Below are 20,048 nucleotides of genomic sequence, written 5' to 3'. Positions count from 1 at the left end.
CGAGGCCGGCTTACGCTCCTTCTATTTCCTCGCGCAGCACTTCCAGTTCCAGCCAGGCTTCTTCCTTTTCGGCGAGTTCTCCCTGCAGCTTGGCAAGGGCGTCGGCGGTCCTGGCGAAGCCTTCCGGGTCGCGGTCGTAGAGGCCGGGGTCTTCCAGGCGCTTCTGCTCGGCCGCGATCTTTTTCTCCAGCGCTGCGATCTCACCGGGCAGGGTGTCGAGGGCGTATTGCTCCTTGAAGGAGAGCCGACGTTTTTCTGCGGACTTTGACTGGGCCTTCGCGGCCTCGCCGGGCTTGTCCTTTTCCGGCCCCTTGGCGCTTGCGGACGCCGCCTTCGCCGCTTCCGCCTCGCGCTCCCTGATCGTGCGCTCCACATAGCCGTAGCCGCCGGGATAGAGCGTCGAGGCGCCGCCGCCTTCCACGGCGACGACGGAGGTGACGATGCGGTCGAGGAAGTCGCGGTCGTGGCTGACCAGGAAGACCGTGCCGGAATAGTCGGCGAGCAGCTCCTGCAACAGGTCGAGGGTTTCAAGGTCGAGGTCGTTGGTCGGCTCGTCGAGGACCAGGAGGTTCGACGGCCGGGCAAAGGCGCGGGCGAGCATCAGCCGGCCGCGCTCGCCGCCGGACAGCGCCTCGATGGGCGTGCCGATCTGTTCCGGGCGGAACAGAAAATCCTTCATGTAGCTGACGACGTGGCGCTGGGTGTCGCCGACCATCACCATGTCGCCGCCGCCGTCGGTCAGCGCATCGCGCAGGGAGGTGGTCGGCGGAAGGCTCTCGCGCTTCTGGTCGAGGGTGACGACCTCAAGCCGTGTGCCGAAGCGGATGGTGCCCTCGTCCGGCTCCAGATCGCCGGTGAGGAGCCTGAGAAGCGTCGTCTTGCCGGCGCCGTTCGGGCCGATGATGCCGATGCGGTCGCCGCGGTCGATCTTGATGGAAAAATCGCTGATTGCCGGGGTGCCGTCCCAGCTCTTTGAGATGTTCTTGGCTTCGACCACCTGCTTGCCGGAGCTTTTCGCCTCGGCGGCCGTCATCTCCACGGTGTCGCGGGCGTCGCGGCCGCGGGCGGTCAGCCGGCGCTTTTCCTCGCGCAGCTCGTGGAGGTCAGCGAGGCGCTTCTGGTTGCGCTTGCGCCGGCCGGAGACGCCGTGGATCACCCACTGGTTCTCGCGGTGGATCTTGCGCTCCAGCTTGTGGCGGTCGCGCTCCTCCTCCTCCAGCATCTCGTCGCGCCAGGGCTCGAACTCGGCAAAGCCGCGCTCCAGGGTGCGGGCCGTGCCGCGGTCGATCCAGCAGGTGCGCCGGGAAAGGTTTTCCAGGAACCGCCGGTCGTGGCTGATGAGCACGACGGCGGAGCGCTCGCGCTTCAGCTCGTCCTCCAGCCATTCGATGGCCGGCAGGTCGAGGTGGTTGGTGGGCTCGTCGAGAAGGAGGATATCCGGCTCCGGCGCCAGCGCACGGACCAGCGCGGCGCGGCGCATCTCGCCGCCGGAGAGGGTCTTCGGGTCGCCCGCGCCGTCGAGGCCCAGGTGCTCCAGCAGATAGGTCACCCGGTGCGGGTCGGAGCCGGCGTCGAGCCCGGAGCCGGCGTAGTCGGCAACCGTTGCATAGGCGGAGAGGTCCGGCTCCTGTTCCAGGTAGCGCACGGTCACGCCGGGCTTGACGAAGCGCTCGCCGGAATCGGCTTCCACGATGCCGGCGGCGATCTTCAACAGCGTCGACTTGCCCGAGCCGTTGCGGCCGACGAGGCACAGCCGGTCGCGCTCGAAGACGGAAAGCTCCGCGCCTTCGAACAGCGGCGTGCCGCCGAAGGTCAGGTGGATGTCCTGCAGGGTCAGAAGGGGTGGCGCCATGGCTGCCGATGTAGATCAGTTCGCCGGCCATGGAAAGACGGGCGTTGGCGCTCCCTGTCGATACCGGCTTGCCCATGTCGCCTGAGACGGGTCCAAGGTCGCATTCAAGCCACCTTCGAAAGCCGCTCGATTGCAATGCTAGGGCACCTTTCGGACAGTGGGCGGCGGGCGCAGATAGCGGCCGCCGCAGCGTCCCGTGGCTCGGCGCGGGGCGCCAGAAAACAGGGGAGCGGTCGGCATGAAGACGCATGCGCGGGTGGTTGTGATCGGTGGCGGCGTCGTCGGCGTCGCAACGCTCTATCATCTGGTCAAGAAAGGCATCACCGATGCCGTCCTGATCGAGCGGCGGGAGCTGACCTCCGGCTCGACCTGGCACGCCGCCGGCCTGTTGCCGCTGTTCAACATGAGCTACGCGGTCGGCCAGATCCACAAATACTCCGTCAAGCTCTACGACCAGCTTGAGGAAGAGACCGGCCTCAATGTCGGCTTCAAGAAGGTCTCCAACATCCGGCTCGCCCGTACCAAGGATCGTATGGACGAGTACAACCTCTATGCCGGCGTCGCCGAGACCATCGGCATCGACGTGAAGTTCCTGACGCCGCAAGAGGTCAAGGAAATCTGGCCGCTCTGCGAGATCGACGGGCTCCTCGGCGCGATCCAGCATCCGGATGACGGCTATATCCAGCCGGCGGACCTGACCCAGGCGCTCGCCCGCGGGGCGCGGGCCGGCGGCGGCGAGATCAACCGCTTTACCACCGTCACCGGCATCGCCCAGAAGGCGAACGGGGAATGGGTGGTCTCCACCGACAAGGGCGACATCACCTGCGAACACGTCGTCTCGGCGACCGGCAACTTCGCCCGCAAGACCGGCGAGATGGTCGGTCTCGACATTCCCGTCATTCCGGTGGAACACCAGTTCATCGTTACGGAGCCGCATCCGGAGATCGTCGCGCGCCAGAAGGCCGGGCTGCCGGAAATGGGCGTCCTGCGCGAGTCGGACTCCTCCTGGTACATGCGCGAGGAGAATGGCGGCCTGCTGCTCGGTCCCTACGAGGTCGGCGCGCCCTGCTGCTATGTGGACGGTCCGGCCAAGGACTGCGAATACGAGCTCTTCCAGGAAGACCTCGACCGCCTCGCCCCGCATATCGAGACGGCGATGGAGCGGGTGCCGGCCTTCGGCGAGGTCGGCGTCAAGGAGGTCTATAACGGCGCCATCTGCTATACGCCGGACGGCTCGCCGATGGTCGGGCCGGCCTGGGATTTGAAGAATTTCTGGATCAACGAGGGCCATTCCTTCGGCATCACGGCGGCCGGCGGCGCCGGCTGGCAGCTTGCCGAGTGGATCGCCGAGGGCGAGCCCTCCATCGACATGATGGGCGTCGACCCGCGCCGCTTCGGGCCCTATGCCTCGCGCGGCTACCTCCGGGCCAAGAACGAGGAGGCCTACGCCAACGTCTTCACCGTCCACTATCCGGACGAGGAGCGCCAGGCGGCGCGGCCCCTGAAGCGGGCGCCCTGCTATGACCGGATGAAGGCGCTCGGCGCCGTCTTCGGCTCCGTCTATGGCTGGGAGCGGCCGAACTGGTTCGCGCCTGCCGATCTCGAAGTGCCGGCGGGCGAGCTGGAGGTCGACGACGTCCTCACCAACCACAACCACGCGCCGGCCGACGAGACCGGCAAGGTCCGGGAGAAGTGGTCTTTCCGGCGCTCCAATTATTTCGAGCATGTGGGCAACGAGTGCCGGCACGTTTCGACAAAGGTCGGCCTCCTCGACATGTCGGCCTTCGCCAAGTTCGAGGTCTCCGGCCCGGGCGCGGAAGACTGGCTGGAAGGGCTCGTCGCCAACCGGGTGCCGAAAAAGGTCGGCCGGGTCAATCTCTGCCACATGCTGACGAAGAACGGTGGCGTGCGGTCCGAGTTCACCATCTACCGCCGGAGCCCGCGGGACTTCTATCTGGTCTCGGCCGGCGCCTTCGAGCGCCACGACTACGACTATCTGGAAAAAGCCCTTCCATCTGACGGAAGCGTCAGGCTGCAGAAGGTGACGACGCAGTATGGCGTTCTCGTGCTTGCCGGGCCGAAGTCGCGCGACGTGCTGCAAAAACTCACCGATCAGGACCTTTCCAACGCGGCCTTCCCCTGGCTGTCCGGCCGCTTCATCAATGTGGGTCCTGCCCAGGCCCATGCGCTCCGGGTCAACTTCGTCGGCGAGCTCGGTTGGGAGCTGCACCATCCGATCGAGATGCAGACCACCATCTTCGACCTCCTGATGGAGGCCGGCGCGGAATTCGGCATCAAGCCGTTCGGCATAAGGGCGATGGATTCCATGCGGCTGGAGAAATCCTACCGCCTCATCCCGCGGGAGCTCTCCATCGAATATGCGGCGCTGGAATCGGGCCTCGACCGGTTCGTGCGGCTCGACAAGAACGTCGACTTCATCGGCCGCGACGCGCTCGCCGCCTGGAAGGAGAAGGGCTTCAAGTGGCAGTTCGTGACGATGGAGGTCGACGGCATCACGGACGCGGACGCGCGCGGCTCCGAGCCGATTTATCAGAACGGCGAACTCGTCGGTCGGGCGACCTCCGGCGGCTACGGCTGGCGGGTCGGCAAGAGCCTGGCGCTCGCCATGGTGCCGCCGGCGCTGTCGGACGTCGGCACGGAGCTTGAGATCAAGATCCTCGGCGAGATGCACAAGGCGACGGTGATCCCGGAAAGCCCGTTCGATCCCGACAATGAGAGGCTGAGGGCGTGACGACGGAAGCGGCTGCGGGCGAAGACAAGATGACGCTTCAGGACCTTCTCGCCGACAAAGGCGTGCTCCTTGCCGACGGGGCGACGGGCACGAACTTCTTCGACATGGGGCTCGCATCCGGCGAAGCGCCGGAGGTCTGGAACCTGGAGCAGCCGGACAAGGTCCGCGCGCTGCACAGGGCCTTTGTCGAGGCCGGCGCCGACATCATCCTCACCAACACGTTTGGGGCCAACCGGCACCGGCTGAAGCTGCACGGGCTGGAAGGCCGGGTCGTGGAGCTGAACCGGGTCGCGGCACAGCTCGCCCGGGCCGAGGCGGACGCTGCTGGGCGTGCCGTGCTCGTCGGCGGCTCGATCGGCCCGACGGGCGAACTGCTGGTCCCGCTCGGTGCGCTCACCTATGAGGGCGCGGTCGAGGCGTTTTCCGAACAGATCGCCGGACTTGTGGACGGCGGTGTGGATATCCTGTGGATCGAGACCATGTCGGCGCCGGAGGAAATGAAGGCGGCTGCCGAGGCCGCGAGCCGCAGCGATCTGCCCTTCACGGTCACGGCGAGCTTCGATACCGCCGGCAAGACCATGATGGGCCTGTCGCCTTCCGGCCTTGCCGATCTCGCCGCCCACCTGCCGAAGGCGCCGGCCGGCTTCGGCGCCAATTGCGGCGTCGGCGCCTCGGACCTCCTCGTCGCCGTCCTCGGCATGACGCCGGAGGGGGCTGTGGACAACGCCGTCCCGGTGGTCATCGCCAAGGCCAATTGCGGCATCCCGAAGATCCAGGGTGATGCCGTCGTCTATACCGGCACGCCGGACCTGATGGCCGACTATGCGCGGCTCGCGATCGACTCCGGCGCGCGGATCATCGGCGGCTGCTGCGGCACCTCGCCGGAGCACCTGGCGGCAATGCGCTCGGCAATCGACGACCATGTGCGCGACAGACGCCCGAGCCAGGACGACATCGTCGCCCGCATCGGGCCGCTGGTGGCGCCGCCGACTGAGCCCGGCGCGGAGCGCGAGCGGGGCCGTCGGCGTCGCCGCTGAGGGCGTCACTGGGAACAGTTTTTGGGGCCGCCGCGGGCGTGCGGTCGTTCATTTAAGTTGCTCAAACGTGAATACCCGGCGCTGCCGCGACGGCACGGCGCAAAAATTTTTGCCCGCGGAGAAGGCAATGCCTCACAATGTCGCAAAAGCGTCGCAACGAGAATATGTCGGGCCGGAAAATGCCCGTACCGTTCGGGGATCGCGCACCTTGTCGCGGTGACGGGCAAACGCCAACCCTTAAGGGGAGACCGGCCATGAACGCGCATTTCACGCCCACCGGAACCGTCGTCGACGAGACGGTTGCTGCCGCCCCCGCCGTTCGGCCGGCCACCGAGACCTCCCGCGACGTCATCCGCCGCCTGGCTGAGAATTTCTCGCTGGAAATCGCGCCGGTCGCCGCCGCCAAGATCGCCTTCTTCAACGAGGTGCTGCCGGAAAAGAGCCCGGTCTTCGTGCCGGTGCTGCCGGGCACCGCGCTTGCCGACAATGTCGCCCTCGTCGCCCGGCTCGCCCAGGACGGCATGCGGCCGGTGCCGCATATCGCGGCGCGGCGGCTCTCCAGCTATGGCGAGCTCGACGATGCGCTCTCCCGCTTCCGCGAGACCGCGGGCGTTGAGGACGTGCTGGTGATCGCCGGCGATCCGGCCAAGGCCTCCGGGCCGTTCCGCTCCAGTCTCGACGTGCTTGAGAGCGGCCTTCTGGAGCGCCACGACATCTCCCGCGTCTTCGTTGCCGGCCATCCGGAGCCGAACCCGGACATTCCGGTCGCGACCGCCCGCGACTTCCTTCTGGAAAAGAACGTCTGGGCGCGCGAGACCGGCACCGTGGTCGAGGTCGTCACGCAGTTTTCCTTCTCGGCCAAGGCGATCGTTGCCTGGGAGCGCGAGATGCGCGCGGCCGGCAACGAACTGCCGATCCGGGTCGGCCTTGCCGGGCCGACGAAGCCCGCAACCCTCCTGAAGTTTGCCGCCCTTTGCGGCGTCAAGGCGTCTGCCGGGTTCGCCGCCAAGGCCGGCCTGAAGCTGACCAAGCTCGCCGGCGAGCGGGCCCCGGACGACGTCATCTCCGGCCTCGTTGCGGCGATGCTCAGCGACGCCGACAGCCGCATTGCCGGCATCCACCTCTTCACCTTCGGCGGCTTCGCCAAGGCGGCCCGCTGGATCACCGCCGTCGCCGACGACCGCTTCACGCCGAACGCGAAACTGACGGGCTTCTCGGTAGATAGTTAGTTTTGTCTCACGGCAGACCCACTTCGCTCACGAGGGATTTCTTTTCGCTCACGGCCGCGCGTTCGCATTCGCTCACTGGCCTCCGCGGGGGCGGCGCATGGGCACCGGCGGCCGTTCGGCCTTGCGAAGCCTGACGGCTTCGATTGCCTTCGCGTCACCCTCAGTCGTCATCCCGGGCGAAGCGAAGCGCAGACCCGGGACCCATTGCCCCTCTCAACGCCGTAGCCCGTGACGGGTCCTTTCCCGGCATCGATGCGCGTTCATGCCCGATCTCCTCGGCAATCGGCATACCGTGTTGACGGGGGCAATAGGCCCCGGGTCACGCCCGGGTGACGGGAGAGAGTTGCATTGGCGAAGCGGATAGAGCCGCTTGGTCGGTCGGGGCGTCGAAACCAAACCCGCAGGCGTCGTCGCGAGGAGGCCGGCAGGCCGACGCGGCGATTCAGGGCAGCCTGCTCGGAGCGTACGGCCCTGGATTGCCGCGCTCGCTTCGCTCGCTCGCAATGACGATCTTGGCTGATTTGAACGGCGATCAACCCCCAATCGACGGCAGGCGGAAGAGCGGGATGAGGCCCAGCGATGCCTGGCCGTTGCGGATCCGGATCGGCAGCACGTGGACGGTCTTTCCGTCCACCTCGGTCTTGCGGCCGAAGCCGGTGATGGCGCCCTCGATGCTTTCCAGCTTTGCCGGGTCGGCGGGAACGAGGCGCCGGAGGATCGCGGTCACGCGGCTGGCGTCGGTCACTTCCAGATCGAGCGTGCCCTCCGGCGCGCCGGCGGCGTTCAGGGTGAGATGCCCGTCGAGCGCCAGCCGGGCGGTCTCCGCCTCAAGATGGGCGCGGGTGATGTCGAGGGCCGGGCCGTCCGGCGAGGGCGCGGCAAGGGTGACGGGCCGGGAGGCATTTGCCATGACGTTTGCCGGCAGGCGCGCCTCAAGGCCGGCGCCGATGGGCGCGCCGAGCGGCACAGGGGATTCCACGAGGTCGGAGACCGAGAGCGCGACGTCGAGGGTGCCTGGCCGGTCCGGCGCCTCGCGCATATGGAACTGGGCGTTTGTCGCGGCGACGTCTTTCAGGCCGAGCGGACCGAAGCCGCTGACCCGCGGGTCCTCCAGCGCGACGGACAATTCCCGCGGGCCGTTGTCGCCGATGACCACGCTGGCATGGCCGAGGCTCCAGGCGATCGCGCCCGGCGCCCGCCCGCCCGCATCGATCTCGGCCGGCGCGTCGGTCTCCACGATGATGTGGCGGGGATTGTAGACAAGGGCGACGGCACGGGCGGCGGCGACCTTGAGAGCGAACCCGTCCGGCGTCTTCAGCCGCAGCGGCGCGCAGCGCACCTCGAGGCGGAACGGCCAGCCGCCGATCTCGCGCCCGCCGCAGGCAACGACCGTGCCGCCGCGCCGCAGATCGGCGAGCGTCCGGTCGATGACGGTTTCCGCGGTATCGGCGATGTACCACCACGCCGCGCTCCAGGCGGCGATGACGGCGATCACGCCGGCAACGGCAAGGACGAAGATCCTGGTGGAACGGCTGCGGCGGGGCGCTTCGGTCAAGGACTGCTCCGGGAAAGGGCGCCGGGGGGCGACGCCGGGTCGGTTCGGCGATTCGGATCGGTAAACCGCCATGCCGGCCCTTTTTTGGCATATCGCGGCACGCCTGTCCCGCCCGCCCTTTCCTTCGGCCGCACCCGCCTCTATGTCTTGCCGTCTGCGGCGCGGCGCAAGCGGGCGAACAGAATCGGGACGGATGCATGCAGGATTTCTGGGTTTTCGGCTATGGATCGCTGATGTGGCGGCCGGGGTTCGACCATGTCGAGGCGGCGCCGGCGCGGATCGCCGGCGTGCATCGCGCGCTCTGCGTCTATTCCCACGTCCACCGCGGCACGCCGGAACGCCCCGGCCTCGTGCTCGGCCTCGACCGCGGGGGCTCGTGCATCGGCATGGCGTTCCGCGTTGCGGCGGGCAAGCGCGACGAGACCCTCGCCTATCTGCGCGCCCGCGAACAGGTCACCATGGTCTACAAGGAAAGCATCCGGCGTGTGGTGCTGGAAGACGGCAGCGGCCGCGCGACCCGGGCGATCGCCTATGTGGTCGACCGCGACCACGAGCAATATGCCGGCGTCCTGCCGGAGGACGAGGTCATCGAGATCGTCCGCCACGGCAAGGGCCAGTCGGGGCCGAACGTGGAATATGTGGTCAACACGGCACGGCACCTGGAGGAGCTGTCCATCCGCGATCACCGCCTGACGGCGATCGCCGATGCGCTCGCCGGCTGAGCGCCGGAGGGGTGCAGAGCGTATCCTTCAATTCGGCAGCGCGGCGTGCAGGTCGTCGATGACGGCCTGGCGTGCGGCCCGCGTCGGCGACAGAAGATGGACATAGGCGCGCTTCGGCTGGCCGAGGCTTGCCGACTCGGCGAGGAATTCGGCGGCCGTGCCGATCCAGCTCGTCTCGCGGCTGTCGTCCGGATGGGTCGTCAGCACGACGGCCGTTTGAAAATCGCTTATGATCGCGACCGGCATGGTGGTGAACAGATAGCGTTTTCCGGACGCGCCGACCCAGTACTGATAGCGGTCGCTGTGGCCGAGAACGTCTGCGATGTGCGACGCCTCTGAACGCAGGCATTTGACAGGTGCTTCGGTCTCCATGGCATCATCTCCGTTGGCTGCATGCCGGACGGGAAACTTGCACTCATTGTCACGAAGAATCTCTATTGGATAACTGAATTACTTTCTTACTGCAAGTATTTTATTTATCTGTCGGATAGAGTCGGAATTGGATCTATTACTCCTATGTTTATTTTCGCGTCTTTAGAAAGACTGTATCCGGCGAGCCTTGAGAAGACCTGAATTTTCGCTCGCCTAACCTTTTTGGAGAAAACGATACTCTTCGGTCTCGTAAAGACGGGCCGCCATTCCCTCAATCGTCGGTGGGCGCACCGGTCATTTCTTGGAATTTTCGGCGATTTGCGCCAGCGGCGGCGGCGTTTCGCTCGCGGCGGCTTCCTCGATCAGTCGCGTGCTCGCCGCCTCGATCCCGGCCTTCAGCGTCCTGTGAAACTGCGATGCCGACAGGCCGGGCGGGATCGGCGGCAGGATCTCCACGATGATCGTCCCCGGATAGCGCAGGAACGTGCGCCGCGGCCAGTAAAGGCCGGAATTCAGGGCGATCGGCAGGCATTCGCAGCCGACATTTGCGTAGAGATGGGCGACGCCGAACTTGTAGGCGGGCGCGGCGCCGGCCGGCCGGCGGGTGCCTTCGGGAAAGATGATGACCTGCCGGCCTTCGTCGACGGCCTTCTTCGTGCGCTCCGTCAGCGCCGGCAGGACGGCCGAGCCGCGGCCGCGGTCGATCGGCAGCATCCGGAAGCGGGCCGCGTACCAGCCGAAGAACGGGATGTGCATGAGCTCGCGCTTCAGGATGAAGGTCGGGTCGTCGAACAGCGGGACGAGCGCGAAGGTCTCCCAGGCCGACTGGTGCTTCGAAGCGACGAGATAACCGCCCGTCTTGATGTGCTCGCGGCCGCGGATTTCGACGGTCACGCCGGCGATGTGGCGAAGCATCCAGAGATTGGCGATGCCCCAGAACCGGACCGCGTTCCAGCCCCAGCGCCGCGGCAGCACGAACACCGGCAGGATCAGGACCAGCGCCACGGAAACGAAGGCGTAGAACGCGATGTTGAAGAGCAGGGACCTGAGAACGAGCATGGCGACTTCCGGCCGGCCGGCAGCAAGGGGATCGGCGGCAAGACCCGCTGGTCGCTGACGCCGCCCCGGTTTCGGTCCGATGCTCTAGCGCATCTGCGCGCCGCGGGGAACCTTCGCGGCACCGCAGTTGTGTCCGTGCGTCAGGATCAGATGTCGCGCCGGTCGGCGCAGGTGTTGCAGCCGGCGATGCGGGCCGGGACGACCTCGTCGAGGTCCATGCTGAGGCGCAGCCGTGCGGCCACGTACTTGACGTATTCGTTGAGCAGCAGCTTGGCGGTGCCCCAGCGGGCATACCACTGCTCCAGCGGCAGGTTCTCGTGCACCACCGGATAGGGCTTCAGCTCCACATCGGCCGGCAGCGCGTTGCGCAGCTCGGCCATGGAGCGCGGCATGTGGTAGGCGCTGGTGACGACGATCAGCGAATGGAAGCCGTACTGGCGCACCCAGCGGCCGGTCTGTTCGGCGTTGCCGATGGTGTTCTCCGCCTTCTTGTCGAGGTCGACGCAGCAGGCAAAGAGGGCGGCCCGGCGCTTTGACTGGCGGGCGAGGCTGGCATGGGTGTTGTTCGGGTGGACGCCGGAGATGAGGAGGCGCTGCGCGCGTCCGTCTTCCAAGAGGGCAAGGGCGCCGTCGATGCGGTGGGCGCCGCCGGTGAGCACCACGATGGCATCGGCCTTGCCGACGACGACGGGGGCGGTGCGGGAGACGGAGGTGGCGAAATGCAGGAAGCCGCCGACGAAGAAAACCGCGCAGAAGACGGCAACGACCAGCGACAGGCGAATCGCCAGTGTCGTGAGCGACCGTCGGGAGGGGTCGCGCCGGTCCGCCGCAGCCGCGCCGCCGGCGTCGTCGAAGGAGTTTGTCCGGCGGTCGGGCGTCGCGCTCATAACGTCAACGTCCATGTGTTCAGCATTGCCTTAAATTGCGGCGATCGAACGGCGTCCACAAGACCAATTCGGGGTTTCTCCACTGCGACATCGGCGAGGCCCCTGCATTCTTGCGGCTTTTCGATCACTCCATGGCGCCAAGCGTGCGCCGCACCGCCAGCCGCGAGGTGAGCGCTGTGAGGATGGCGACGACGAAGACGACGCCGAGCGCTGCGACATAGCCGAGGGCGCCGATGCCGGTCTGGCCGAGCAGCGCCTCGAGCTGGTCGAAGGCGGCCGTGCCGGGTGCCTGGCGGCGGGCGAGGGTCACGGCGGCGAAGGTGACGATGGCCGCGGCGCCGCCGGCCGCCCCGCCCTTCAGGCCGAGGAGGAGGAAATGGCGCTGGAACTCGCCGGCGATGAAGCCGTCCTCGGCGCCGACGAGGTGGAGCACCTCGATGACGTCGCGGTTGCCGGCCATGGCGGCGCGGGTGGCGAAGACGACGCTGAGGACCATCGCCGTCAGCACGAGGCCGAGAATGACGAAGCCGCCGATGACCATGGTCTGGGCCATTGCCGTCAGTTGCCGCGTCCAGGCGGAATGGTCGTCGAGGCTGCCGCCGGGGACGCTGTCGGCGATTGCCTTCTTGAGGCCGGGGATGTCGGCGCCGACGGGATCGCCGAGTTCGACGCGCACGAGGCGCGGCACCGGCAGGGCGTCGAGGTCGAGCCCGGCGCCGAGCCAGGGCTCCAGGAGCGCCTTGGTCTCCTTGTCGGAGAGCGCGTGGGCCGTGGCGATGCCGGGGGTGCCTTCCGCGATCGCGATCGCCTTTTCGATCTGCGAGGTCATGTCGACGCCGTCGACCGGGCGGATCTGGACCGTGACCTCGCGGGCGATATCGCCCTGCCAGTCGCGTGAGGCGTCGTGCACGACGGTCACGGCGCCGATGGTGAGGCAGGCCAGGAAGCTCATGATGGCGATGACGATGGCGAGCGCGTTGCCGGCAACGGTCGCCGGCGGCACGATCGGGGCCGCATCGCGGAATTCCGGCGCCCGCTTCTTTTTCTTCACGCGCTCGCGCATGCCGCGCCGCCTGGGCGCGGGGCCGGTGCTCTTTTTCTCCGGCTCTGGCGTGGCCGCCTCTTCGCGGGCGCTGTCCTCGGCGTCAGTCATAGATATCCAGCCGTCCGTCATGGAGGACGATGCGGCGGGCATCGACCTGGTTCATCAGGTTGATGTCGTGGGTGGCGATGACCACCGACGTGCCGAGCTTGTTGAGCTCGGTGAAAAGGCGCAGCAGCCGGCGGGCGAGCGGCGGGTCGACATTGCCGGTCGGCTCGTCGGCAAGCAGGATCTCCGGCTGGGCGATGAGGGCGCGGGCAATCGCCGCGCGCTGCTTCTCGCCGCCCGAGAGCACCGGCGGCAGCACGTGCATGCGGTCGCCGAGCCCGACCCATTTCAAGAGTTCGACCACGTCGGAGCGGTATTTCGCCTCGTCGACGCCGGTGACCCGGAGCGGCAGGGCGACGTTCTCGTAGGTGGTCAGGTGCTCCAGGAGCCGGAAGTCCTGGAAGACGACGCCGATGCGGCGGCGCAGCGCCGGCAGGTCGCTCTTGGGGATGCGCGCGGTGTCGCGGCCGAACATGGTGATCAGGCCGCGGGTCGGGCGCAGCGCCAGGAACATCAGCCGGATCAGGCTGGTCTTGCCGGCGCCCGACGGCCCGGTCAGGAACTGCAGGGATTTCGGCGCGATATGGAAGGTGACGTCGCGCAGCACCTCCGCGCCCATCCCGTATCTGAGGCCGACATTTTCAAACCGGATCACGCAAATTGCTCCTCAACGCCCTGTCCCCGTCCGTCCCCGTCGTTTTTCAGCGATTTGGCCCAACTTGGTCGAGCCATGTTAACGCTTCATTAACGTTAACGTTTTCCTTTGTTTACTTGAGGAGCCGGAACGCGCCCGCGATTTCCGGGCGCGGTGTCCTGCGCCGACACCGGGTGCCGTGAGGCATGTTAAGATTCGTCTGATAGGCTGCGGTTTCAGGCCGGCGACGGCAAGGTGGTCCGCATATGAAAATTTCCTGTCCGACCTGTGCGACGTCATATTCGCTGCCCGACGAGGCCGTCGGCCCGGACGGACGCGACGTGCGCTGCAATCGCTGCGGCATGATCTGGCGCGTCGACCGGGAAGAGGCGGAGGCCATCGAGGTGGCCGTGCCGGAGGCCAAGGTCGCTGCGGCCGGAGGCCGCGCGATTCCGGCCGCCCGCACAGCGCCGCCGGTTCCCGCCCCCACCCAAGACGACGTTCCGGCAGGGGACGCGGAAGAACCGATGAACCAGGCGGATCTGGACGCCCTGTTCGACGGGCCGGGAGATGACGCTGACTCCGAGCCGATGGACCAGGCGGCGCTGGACGCGCTGTTCGACGAACCCGTGGCGCCCGACGCAGCGGGCGATGATTCGGCGGAGATGAACCAGGACGACCTCGATGCGCTGTTCGACGCACCGGCGCAGGCGGACGGTTCGGCGGAGATGGACCAGGCGGGTCTCGACGCCTTGTTCGACGGGCCGGGCGGGGCCGACGACGCAGCAGGCGAGGACGAGGAGGACGGCGAACTCGACATGGCCGCCCTGATGGCGACCATCGACGAGGCGTCCAAGGCCTCCGACGACGATCCGGGTGCCGGCGAGGATGCGGCGGACGGGGCGGACGGTGCGCCGTTTGCCGGCGTCTCGGTGCCGGCCGAGGCAAAGGGCGCCGGGGAAGAGCCGCCGCACGACATCGAATCGCTCGCCAAGCCGCGGCGCCGGCCGCGGCTGAAGCGGAGCCGGGAGATGGGGCGCCGGGCGAGCGCGGCGATGGCTGCCAAGGCGCTCACATTCGGCAAGTTCGGCGGCATCATTTCCTTCGTCATCGTCGTCTCGGTCATCGTCGCCCTCATCGTCAAGCGCGAGGACATCGTGCGCAAGGTGCCGGATCTCGGCGGGCTCTATGCCGCGATCGGGTTCGAGGTGAACCTGCGCGGCCTGGAATTCCGCGACATCCGCGTCTCGCGCGAGTTCGACAAGGGCACCACGATCCTCATCGTCGAGGGCGCGATCGAAAACGTCTCCTATGGCGAGCGCACGGTGCCGAAGATTCGCTTCGGCCTGCGCGGTCAGCGCGGCGAGGAAATCTACGCCTGGGCCATCGATCCGGACAAGACGGTCATCCAGGCCGGCGAGACGATCCCCTTCACCAGCCGGCTTACGGAGCCGCCATTGCAGACACAGAGCATGCAGGTCCGGTTCACCGACGTGCAGATCGGAAGGACCGCGCAGAGATGACGGAGCCGCAGATCGACGTCCTCTACAGCGAAGAGCAGCTCGCGGCGCGGATCGACGATCTCGCCCGCGAGATCGCCGGTACGGGGTTTGAGAACCTCCTCGTCGTGGCGGTGCTGAAGGGCTCGTTCATGTTCGCGGCCGATCTGTTGCGGGCCATGCACCGCATGGGCATGGCACCCGAGATCGAGTTCATGCAGCTCAGGAGCTACGGCGCCGGGACGACGTCGAGCGGCCGCATCGAGGTGCTTCGCGACATCGACACGGACGTTGCCGGCCGGGACATCCTGATCGTCGACGATATCCTGGAATCGGGGCGCACCCTTGCCTTCGCCCGCGACCGGCTCAAGGAGCGCGGGGCGCGGCGGGTGGCGGTCGTTGCCCTTCTGGACAAGCCCGGCAAGCGGGCGGTCGACATCGCCGCCGACTTCGTCGGCTTCGACTGCCCGGACCGGTTCATTTTCGGATTCGGCATCGACATGGGTCATGCCTATCGGCAACTGCCCTATATCGGGGCGCTTCGGGAGCCGCCTAATGCAGAGACGGCCGCTCCCGGAAAGGCCGGAGAAGGAGAACGGTGATGGCGCGTATTCTGTTGACGGAAGACGACGATGCGGTACGCGCCTTCGTGGCGCGTGCCCTTGAGATGGACGGACATACGGTGACCGTGACCTCCGACGGTGGCGAGGCGAGCGAGGTGCTCCTGGCCGAGGACGGCCGCTTCGACCTCCTCCTCTCCGACATCAAGATGCCGGTGATGGACGGCATCGCGCTGGCGCTCAACGTGGCGCGGGACTGGCCGAAGATGCCGATCCTCCTGATGACCGGCTTTGCCGACCAGCGCGAGCGGGCGCACGGGCTCGACCAACTGGTCGAGGACGTCATCTCCAAGCCGTTCTCGCTGGCCGAGATCCGCGCCGCCGTCGGCCGGGTGCTGGCCGGGTCGGCGCCGCAGATGGCCTCAGTTGCCGGGAATTAACCGCTCCAGATAGTCGAGCTCCAGGCGCGGCCGGTTCGGGTCCGACAGGCGCCGGCGCAGCTCTTCGAGAATCCTGCGCGCCTCCTGGACGTCGATCTCGCCGGGGATCTTGGTGCGGTCGTCGAAGCTCGGACCATCGGTCTGGCGCGGCCGGCCGAGCGGATCGTTGTTGGGATTGCGGCCCATGCGCGGCCCCTGGCCGCGGCCCTGGGACATCATCTGCTCGATCATCTGGTCGGCGCCTTCGCGCAGCGCGTTCAGCGCATTGCCCTGGCTGCCGACGGCATCGCCGGACTGGCCTTCGCCGAGCTGGCGCCCGGCATCGCCCATGAAGCCTTCCGCCTCGCCGAGCTGCTGGCCAGGCTGCATGCCGAGTTCCTGCAGCCGCTTCATCATTTCCTGAAGCTGGCGCTGCAGGTCGCCCTGGCCCTGCTGCAATTGTCCCTGCTGCTGCTGGCGCTCGCCGTTCTGGCCCTGCTGGCCGTCCTGCTGCTCGCCCTCACCCTGCTGCTCCTGGTTGAAGCGGTGGGTCTGTTCCATCAGCTCGCGCTGGCGGCGGATCATCTCGCCGAGCTGTTCCAGCATCTCGGCCATTTCGCGGCCGGCCTCGGTCTGCGGCGACTGCATCCGGCCGGTCTGCAGGTTTTCCATCATCTGCTGCATCTGGGACAGCAGTTGCCGGGCGCTGTCCCTTGAGCCGGACTTCGCCAGTTCCTCGATGCGGTCGAGCATGCGCTGCATGTCTTCCTGGCTGAGGGTGCGCGCGTTCGGGTCCATCGGCGCCATGGCCTGGGGGTTGCGCCTTGCCTGTTCGGCGAGCGCCTGGAAGAACTCGTTCATGGCCTGGCGCAGCTCTTCGGTGAGCTTGGCGATCTCCTCGTCCGAGGCGCCGTTCTCCAGCGCCTGCTCCAGCCGCTCCTTGGCCTCGCGCAGCTTGCGCATGGCGAGCGAGACCTCGCCGTCCTCGATGGAGAGCGCCAGCGTCCACATCAGGTCGACGACGTCGCGCAACGCGTCGTCGGTCTTTGCCGACACCAGCCGGCGGTAGGCGAGGCGCATGCCGAGGAACACCGAGGCGCTGTCGATGAAGCGCTCCGGGGCGATCATCAGCGCGTCGAGGGCGTCGACCACCTCGTCCTGCCTGTCGCGGTCGAGCGCCAGGATGCGGCGCTGCTCGACGATGGCGCGGGCGAGCGGCTTGCCGAAGGGACGCTCAGGCAGGGTGATACGGACCGGTTCGCTGGTGCCTGTCTGGCCGGCGACGTCGCGGGCGGTCAGCGTCATCAGGACTTCGCTGCCGGCCCAGGGATGGGCGGTGAGGTCGCGGATGGTCTCGCCGCCGACCTTGCGGCCGCCGCGCTGGGAGAGGACGAGCGGGAATTTCGGCGCCGGAATCAGCGGCTCGCGGGCGGCAGTATCCTCGGCCTTGTCGCCCACCGCCTGTGCGCCCTTTGCATCGACGTCAGGGGCGGGCGCGAAGGTCGCCTCGGCGCCGACCACGCCATAGTCGTCGGTGGCCTCGTAGGTCAGCTTCATCGCCCGCGAGACGGTCGTTTCCATGTCCTTGGTGAGCTTGATCTCGGGCCTGGCGTCGGGTTCGACGGCGAAGGTCCATGCGGCGCGCTCGGTCTCGCCGTCGCGCACGGTGATGGTGCCGTTTCTGGTCAGTTCGAACTGGAATTCGGCCGGCCTTGCCGGGGCATCGGACGCTGACGGTGCGGCCTCGTCGCCGGCAGGCGCAAGGTCGGTGGTCTCGCCGTCGGCGGTGAAGGAGACGGCGAAGTCGCCCTCGCCCTGGATGCGGGCGACGAAGCGGCTGGTGGCCGGCACGGCGATGGGCTTGTCGGGGTCGCGGGCCGGCGTCTCCTCGCGGGTGAGAAAAATCGGCACCCGGGAGGTGTAGGTCGGCGGATCGATCCAGGCGTCGAGCCGGTAGCCCGCGCCGGGCTCTTCGGCAGGCGGGGTGAAGGCGCCGGAAAGCCGGGCCGTGCGGTCGGTTCCGGCAACGCTGAAGCCGATGACGAAGAGGGCGGCGACGAGGACCCGGAGTGCATAGGGGTCGGTGCGGTAGAGCTTCGGCGCGGGCAGGCCGGCGGCGATCTTCTTCAGGCGCTCTGCGGCGCGCTTCTGGTGCAGCTCCCAGAGCGCGCGGCTCGCCGCGTCGCGCTTGCCGGAAGCGAGGTCGTCGGTGACGGCCGTGACCGGGCGGTGGAGGAGGCCGGAATGGCGTTCGACGCGGGACAGGCCGGCGGCCCGGTCCGGCCAACGCAATTGCGCAAGGCGCCAGAGCGTGAAGACGGCGGCGCCGGCAAAGACGCCGAGAAGGGCAAAGCGCAGCCAGTCGGGCACGACCAGCCAGAGCCCGAGCCAGGAAAGGGAGAGGAAGAGGGCAACGACGGCAAGGAGATGGGCAAGGCGCGGCCAGGCCTCTTCCCAGAACAGCGCCGCCCGGGCGCGCCAGACGGCGCCGGCGATGCGGTCCTCAAGGCCGGTGCCGAGGACCGTCCGCCAGAAGCCTTTGGAGGAGCCCTTGGCGTTGCGGTCCGCTGCGTCCCCGCGGTCCTGCCGGTCGTTTCGCACCTGTCGAGATCCTCCGTTGCGGCCGGTCAGCCGATCCCAGGAGAATCTAGCACAGATGATCGATCTGTCCCTTTTGTGGCGGGATTTTCGGAAAGACCCCGATCAAACAGACGTGATCCGCCCCGGGCGCCAGCGGCGGTTGTCTATTCGGCGAGCCAGTCCGGCACGCTGTCGAGCCCGATCAGCTCCTCATAGGTCTGGCGCGGGCGCACGACATGGAACCGGCCGCCCCTGACCAGCACTTCCGGCACCAGCAGGCGCGAATTGTAGGTCGTCGCCTGGACCGCGCCATAGGCGCCGGCCGACATGATCGCGACGAGATCGCCGGCGGCAAGCTCCGGCATCTCGCGGTCTCTGGCGAGGAAGTCGCCGGTCTCGCAGACCGGGCCGACGACGTCGACGGTCCGCTTCGGGCCGCCGGCGCTGGCCTCATCGACCGGGCGGATGCTGTGATAGGCCTCGTAGAGCGTCGGCCGGACGAGGTCGTTCATGGCCGCATCGACGATGTAGAAGGCCTTTGTGTCGCCGGGCTTCACATAGACGATGCGGGAGACGAGGATGCCGGCATTGCCGGCGATCAGCCGTCCCGGCTCGAAGACGATCTTGCAGGCGAGCCGCTCGACATGGGCGCGCACCACCTCGGCGTAGCGCTCCGGATGGGGCGGCGGCTCCATGCCGTCGTGATAGGGAATGCCGAGGCCGCCGCCGAGGTCGATGTGTTCAATGGTGTGGCCGTCGGCGCGCAGCGTCTCGATGAGGTCGCCGAGCCGCGAAAAGGCGGCCGCGAACGGCTCCAGCTCGGTGATCTGGGAGCCGATATGCATGTCGATGCCGATGGCGCGGATGCCGGGAAGGGTTGCCGCGCGGGCATAGATCTCGCGGGCGTGGGTCCAGGGAATGCCGAACTTGGTCTCGGCCTTGCCGGTGGCGATCTTGGCGTGGGTGCGGGCGTCCACATCCGGGTTGATGCGGAAGGAGACCGGCGCCTCGACGCCGCGGCTGGAGGCAATCTCAGACAGGAGCTCTAGCTCCGGCTCCGATTCCACGTTGAAGCAGTGGATGCCGGCATCGAGGGCAAAGGCGAGTTCGCCCGCGGTCTTGCCGACGCCGGAGAACATGATCTTCTCGGCCGGAATGCCGGCGGCGAGCGCGCGGCGCAATTCGCCCTCGGAGACGACGTCGGCGCCGGCGCCCTTGGCGGCAAGCGTTGCCAGCACGGCCTGGTTGGAATTGGCCTTCATGGCGTAGCACAGAAGGCACGACATGCCGGCAAAGGCATTCATGAAGACGTCGTAGTGGTGTTCCAGCGTTGCCGAGGAATAGCAGTAGAACGGCGTGCCGATCGCCTCGGCGATGGTGCCGATGGCGACGTCCTCGGCATGCAAGGTGCCGTTCTTATAGGCGAAATGGTGCACGGCGGCGGCTTTCTGGCGGGCTCTCCGGAGGTTCTTGGAGACCCGGCCCTAGAGAAGGGGGTCGAGGAAGAAGGGCCGGTCCGGGACTTCGCGGCCCTTTTCGTTCTTGACCATGGGCACGGCGGGATCGCGGCGCGAGGCGGCGTCGGCCGGCGGCTCCAGCGAGCCGCGGCGCCCGCAGCCGGCAAGCGACAGGGCGGCCGCCAGGGCAATGACGGCGGTCACGGCGGCGCGGCGGCGATGTCGGTTCACGTTGCGGTCATGGCGCGAGCGGGTCACGGGGTGGAGCTCCGGTTCTGTCGCGG

17 protein-coding genes are annotated in these 20,048 nt (G+C 67.8%); 7 read left to right on the top strand and 10 right to left on the bottom strand.

Going from position 1 to position 20,048, the window contains the following annotated elements:
* Positions 1-10: 10 nt before the first annotated feature.
* On the bottom strand, positions 11-1,852 hold the full coding sequence (locus tag M2319_RS14580; RefSeq protein ID WP_264602197.1) for an ABC-F family ATP-binding cassette domain-containing protein: 1,842 nt from the start codon (positions 1,850-1,852) through the stop codon (positions 11-13).
* Between the two features lie 238 nt (positions 1,853-2,090).
* Between M2319_RS14580 and M2319_RS14575 the strand changes: the two genes are divergently transcribed.
* The 3 genes from M2319_RS14575 to M2319_RS14565 all read left to right on the top strand — a co-directional run bounded on the left by M2319_RS14575 (position 2,091) and on the right by M2319_RS14565 (position 6,870).
* Entirely contained in the window at positions 2,091-4,604 is a 2,514-nt protein-coding gene (locus M2319_RS14575) for a GcvT family protein (protein ID WP_264602196.1), read from the top strand.
* 29 nt (positions 4,605-4,633) lie between these two features.
* The gene (gene bmt, locus M2319_RS14570; RefSeq protein WP_264602348.1) at positions 4,634-5,641 is read left to right on the top strand and encodes a betaine--homocysteine S-methyltransferase; all 1,008 of its coding nucleotides are present in this window, start codon (positions 4,634-4,636) and stop codon (positions 5,639-5,641) included.
* Between the two features lie 254 nt (positions 5,642-5,895).
* Positions 5,896-6,870: a methylenetetrahydrofolate reductase gene (locus M2319_RS14565; protein ID WP_264602195.1), complete on the top strand. Its 975-nt coding sequence runs from the start codon at positions 5,896-5,898 to the stop codon at positions 6,868-6,870.
* Positions 6,871-7,402: 532 nt separating this feature from the next.
* Here the strand turns inward: M2319_RS14565 and M2319_RS14560 are convergent.
* Positions 7,403-8,425, bottom strand: a complete 1,023-nt coding sequence (locus M2319_RS14560) for a DUF2125 domain-containing protein (RefSeq protein ID WP_264602194.1) — start codon at positions 8,423-8,425, stop codon at positions 7,403-7,405.
* Positions 8,426-8,622: 197 nt separating this feature from the next.
* On the opposite strand from M2319_RS14560, the gene M2319_RS14555 reads away from it, so the two are divergent.
* On the top strand, positions 8,623-9,147 hold the full coding sequence (locus M2319_RS14555) for a gamma-glutamylcyclotransferase (protein ID WP_264602193.1): 525 nt from the start codon (positions 8,623-8,625) through the stop codon (positions 9,145-9,147).
* Positions 9,148-9,174: 27 nt separating this feature from the next.
* On the opposite strand, the gene M2319_RS14550 is transcribed toward M2319_RS14555, so the two are convergent.
* From M2319_RS14550 to ftsE, 5 genes are all read right to left on the bottom strand, one after another.
* Entirely contained in the window at positions 9,175-9,519 is a 345-nt protein-coding gene (locus M2319_RS14550) for a hypothetical protein (protein WP_264602192.1), read from the bottom strand.
* Between the two features lie 294 nt (positions 9,520-9,813).
* Complete coding sequence (locus M2319_RS14545; protein ID WP_264602191.1) at positions 9,814-10,578, bottom strand: lysophospholipid acyltransferase family protein; 765 nt, start codon at positions 10,576-10,578, stop codon at positions 9,814-9,816.
* Between the two features lie 146 nt (positions 10,579-10,724).
* Entirely contained in the window at positions 10,725-11,480 is a 756-nt protein-coding gene (locus M2319_RS14540) for a YdcF family protein (RefSeq protein ID WP_264602190.1), read from the bottom strand.
* 109 nt (positions 11,481-11,589) lie between these two features.
* Positions 11,590-12,618, bottom strand: a complete 1,029-nt coding sequence (locus M2319_RS14535; protein ID WP_264602189.1) for a cell division protein FtsX — start codon at positions 12,616-12,618, stop codon at positions 11,590-11,592.
* Positions 12,611-13,270 carry a cell division ATP-binding protein FtsE gene (ftsE, locus tag M2319_RS14530; protein WP_111436314.1) on the bottom strand — a complete coding sequence of 220 codons (660 nt, stop codon included), beginning with the start codon at positions 13,268-13,270 and terminating at the stop codon, positions 12,611-12,613. Before ftsE ends, M2319_RS14535 begins: the two co-directional genes overlap by 8 nt.
* A gap of 245 nt (positions 13,271-13,515) precedes the next feature.
* Here ftsE and M2319_RS14525 point away from each other — a divergent pair, with 245 nt between their 5' ends.
* From M2319_RS14525 to M2319_RS14515, 3 genes are read left to right on the top strand one after another with little or no spacing between them, the layout of a single operon-like run.
* On the top strand, positions 13,516-14,772 hold the full coding sequence (locus M2319_RS14525) for a zinc-ribbon domain-containing protein (RefSeq protein ID WP_264602188.1): 1,257 nt from the start codon (positions 13,516-13,518) through the stop codon (positions 14,770-14,772).
* Positions 14,769-15,350 carry a hypoxanthine phosphoribosyltransferase gene (gene hpt, locus M2319_RS14520; protein ID WP_264602187.1) on the top strand — a complete coding sequence of 194 codons (582 nt, stop codon included), beginning with the start codon at positions 14,769-14,771 and terminating at the stop codon, positions 15,348-15,350. Before M2319_RS14525 ends, hpt begins: the two co-directional genes overlap by 4 nt.
* A complete protein-coding gene (locus M2319_RS14515; RefSeq protein ID WP_111436319.1) occupies positions 15,350-15,748 on the top strand; it encodes a response regulator in 399 nt (132 codons plus the stop codon). Before hpt ends, M2319_RS14515 begins: the two co-directional genes overlap by 1 nt.
* On the opposite strand, the gene M2319_RS14510 is transcribed toward M2319_RS14515, so the two are convergent.
* From M2319_RS14510 to lptM, 3 genes are all read right to left on the bottom strand, one after another.
* Positions 15,731-18,328 carry a TIGR02302 family protein gene (locus M2319_RS14510; protein WP_264602186.1) on the bottom strand — a complete coding sequence of 866 codons (2,598 nt, stop codon included), beginning with the start codon at positions 18,326-18,328 and terminating at the stop codon, positions 15,731-15,733. The two genes, M2319_RS14515 and M2319_RS14510, sit on opposite strands and share 18 nt — an antisense overlap.
* Positions 18,329-18,471: 143 nt before the next feature.
* Entirely contained in the window at positions 18,472-19,743 is a 1,272-nt protein-coding gene (lysA, locus tag M2319_RS14505) for a diaminopimelate decarboxylase (RefSeq protein WP_264602185.1), read from the bottom strand.
* A gap of 48 nt (positions 19,744-19,791) precedes the next feature.
* A complete protein-coding gene (lptM, locus tag M2319_RS14500) occupies positions 19,792-19,995 on the bottom strand; it encodes an LPS translocon maturation chaperone LptM (protein WP_264602184.1) in 204 nt (67 codons plus the stop codon).
* Positions 19,996-20,048 lie beyond the last annotated feature (53 nt).

This window comes from Rhodobium gokarnense (assembly GCF_025961475.1).
Taxonomy (GTDB): Bacteria; Pseudomonadota; Alphaproteobacteria; order Rhizobiales; family Rhodobiaceae; genus Rhodobium; species Rhodobium gokarnense.
This window is presented reverse-complemented; position numbering and strand designations above follow the sequence as displayed.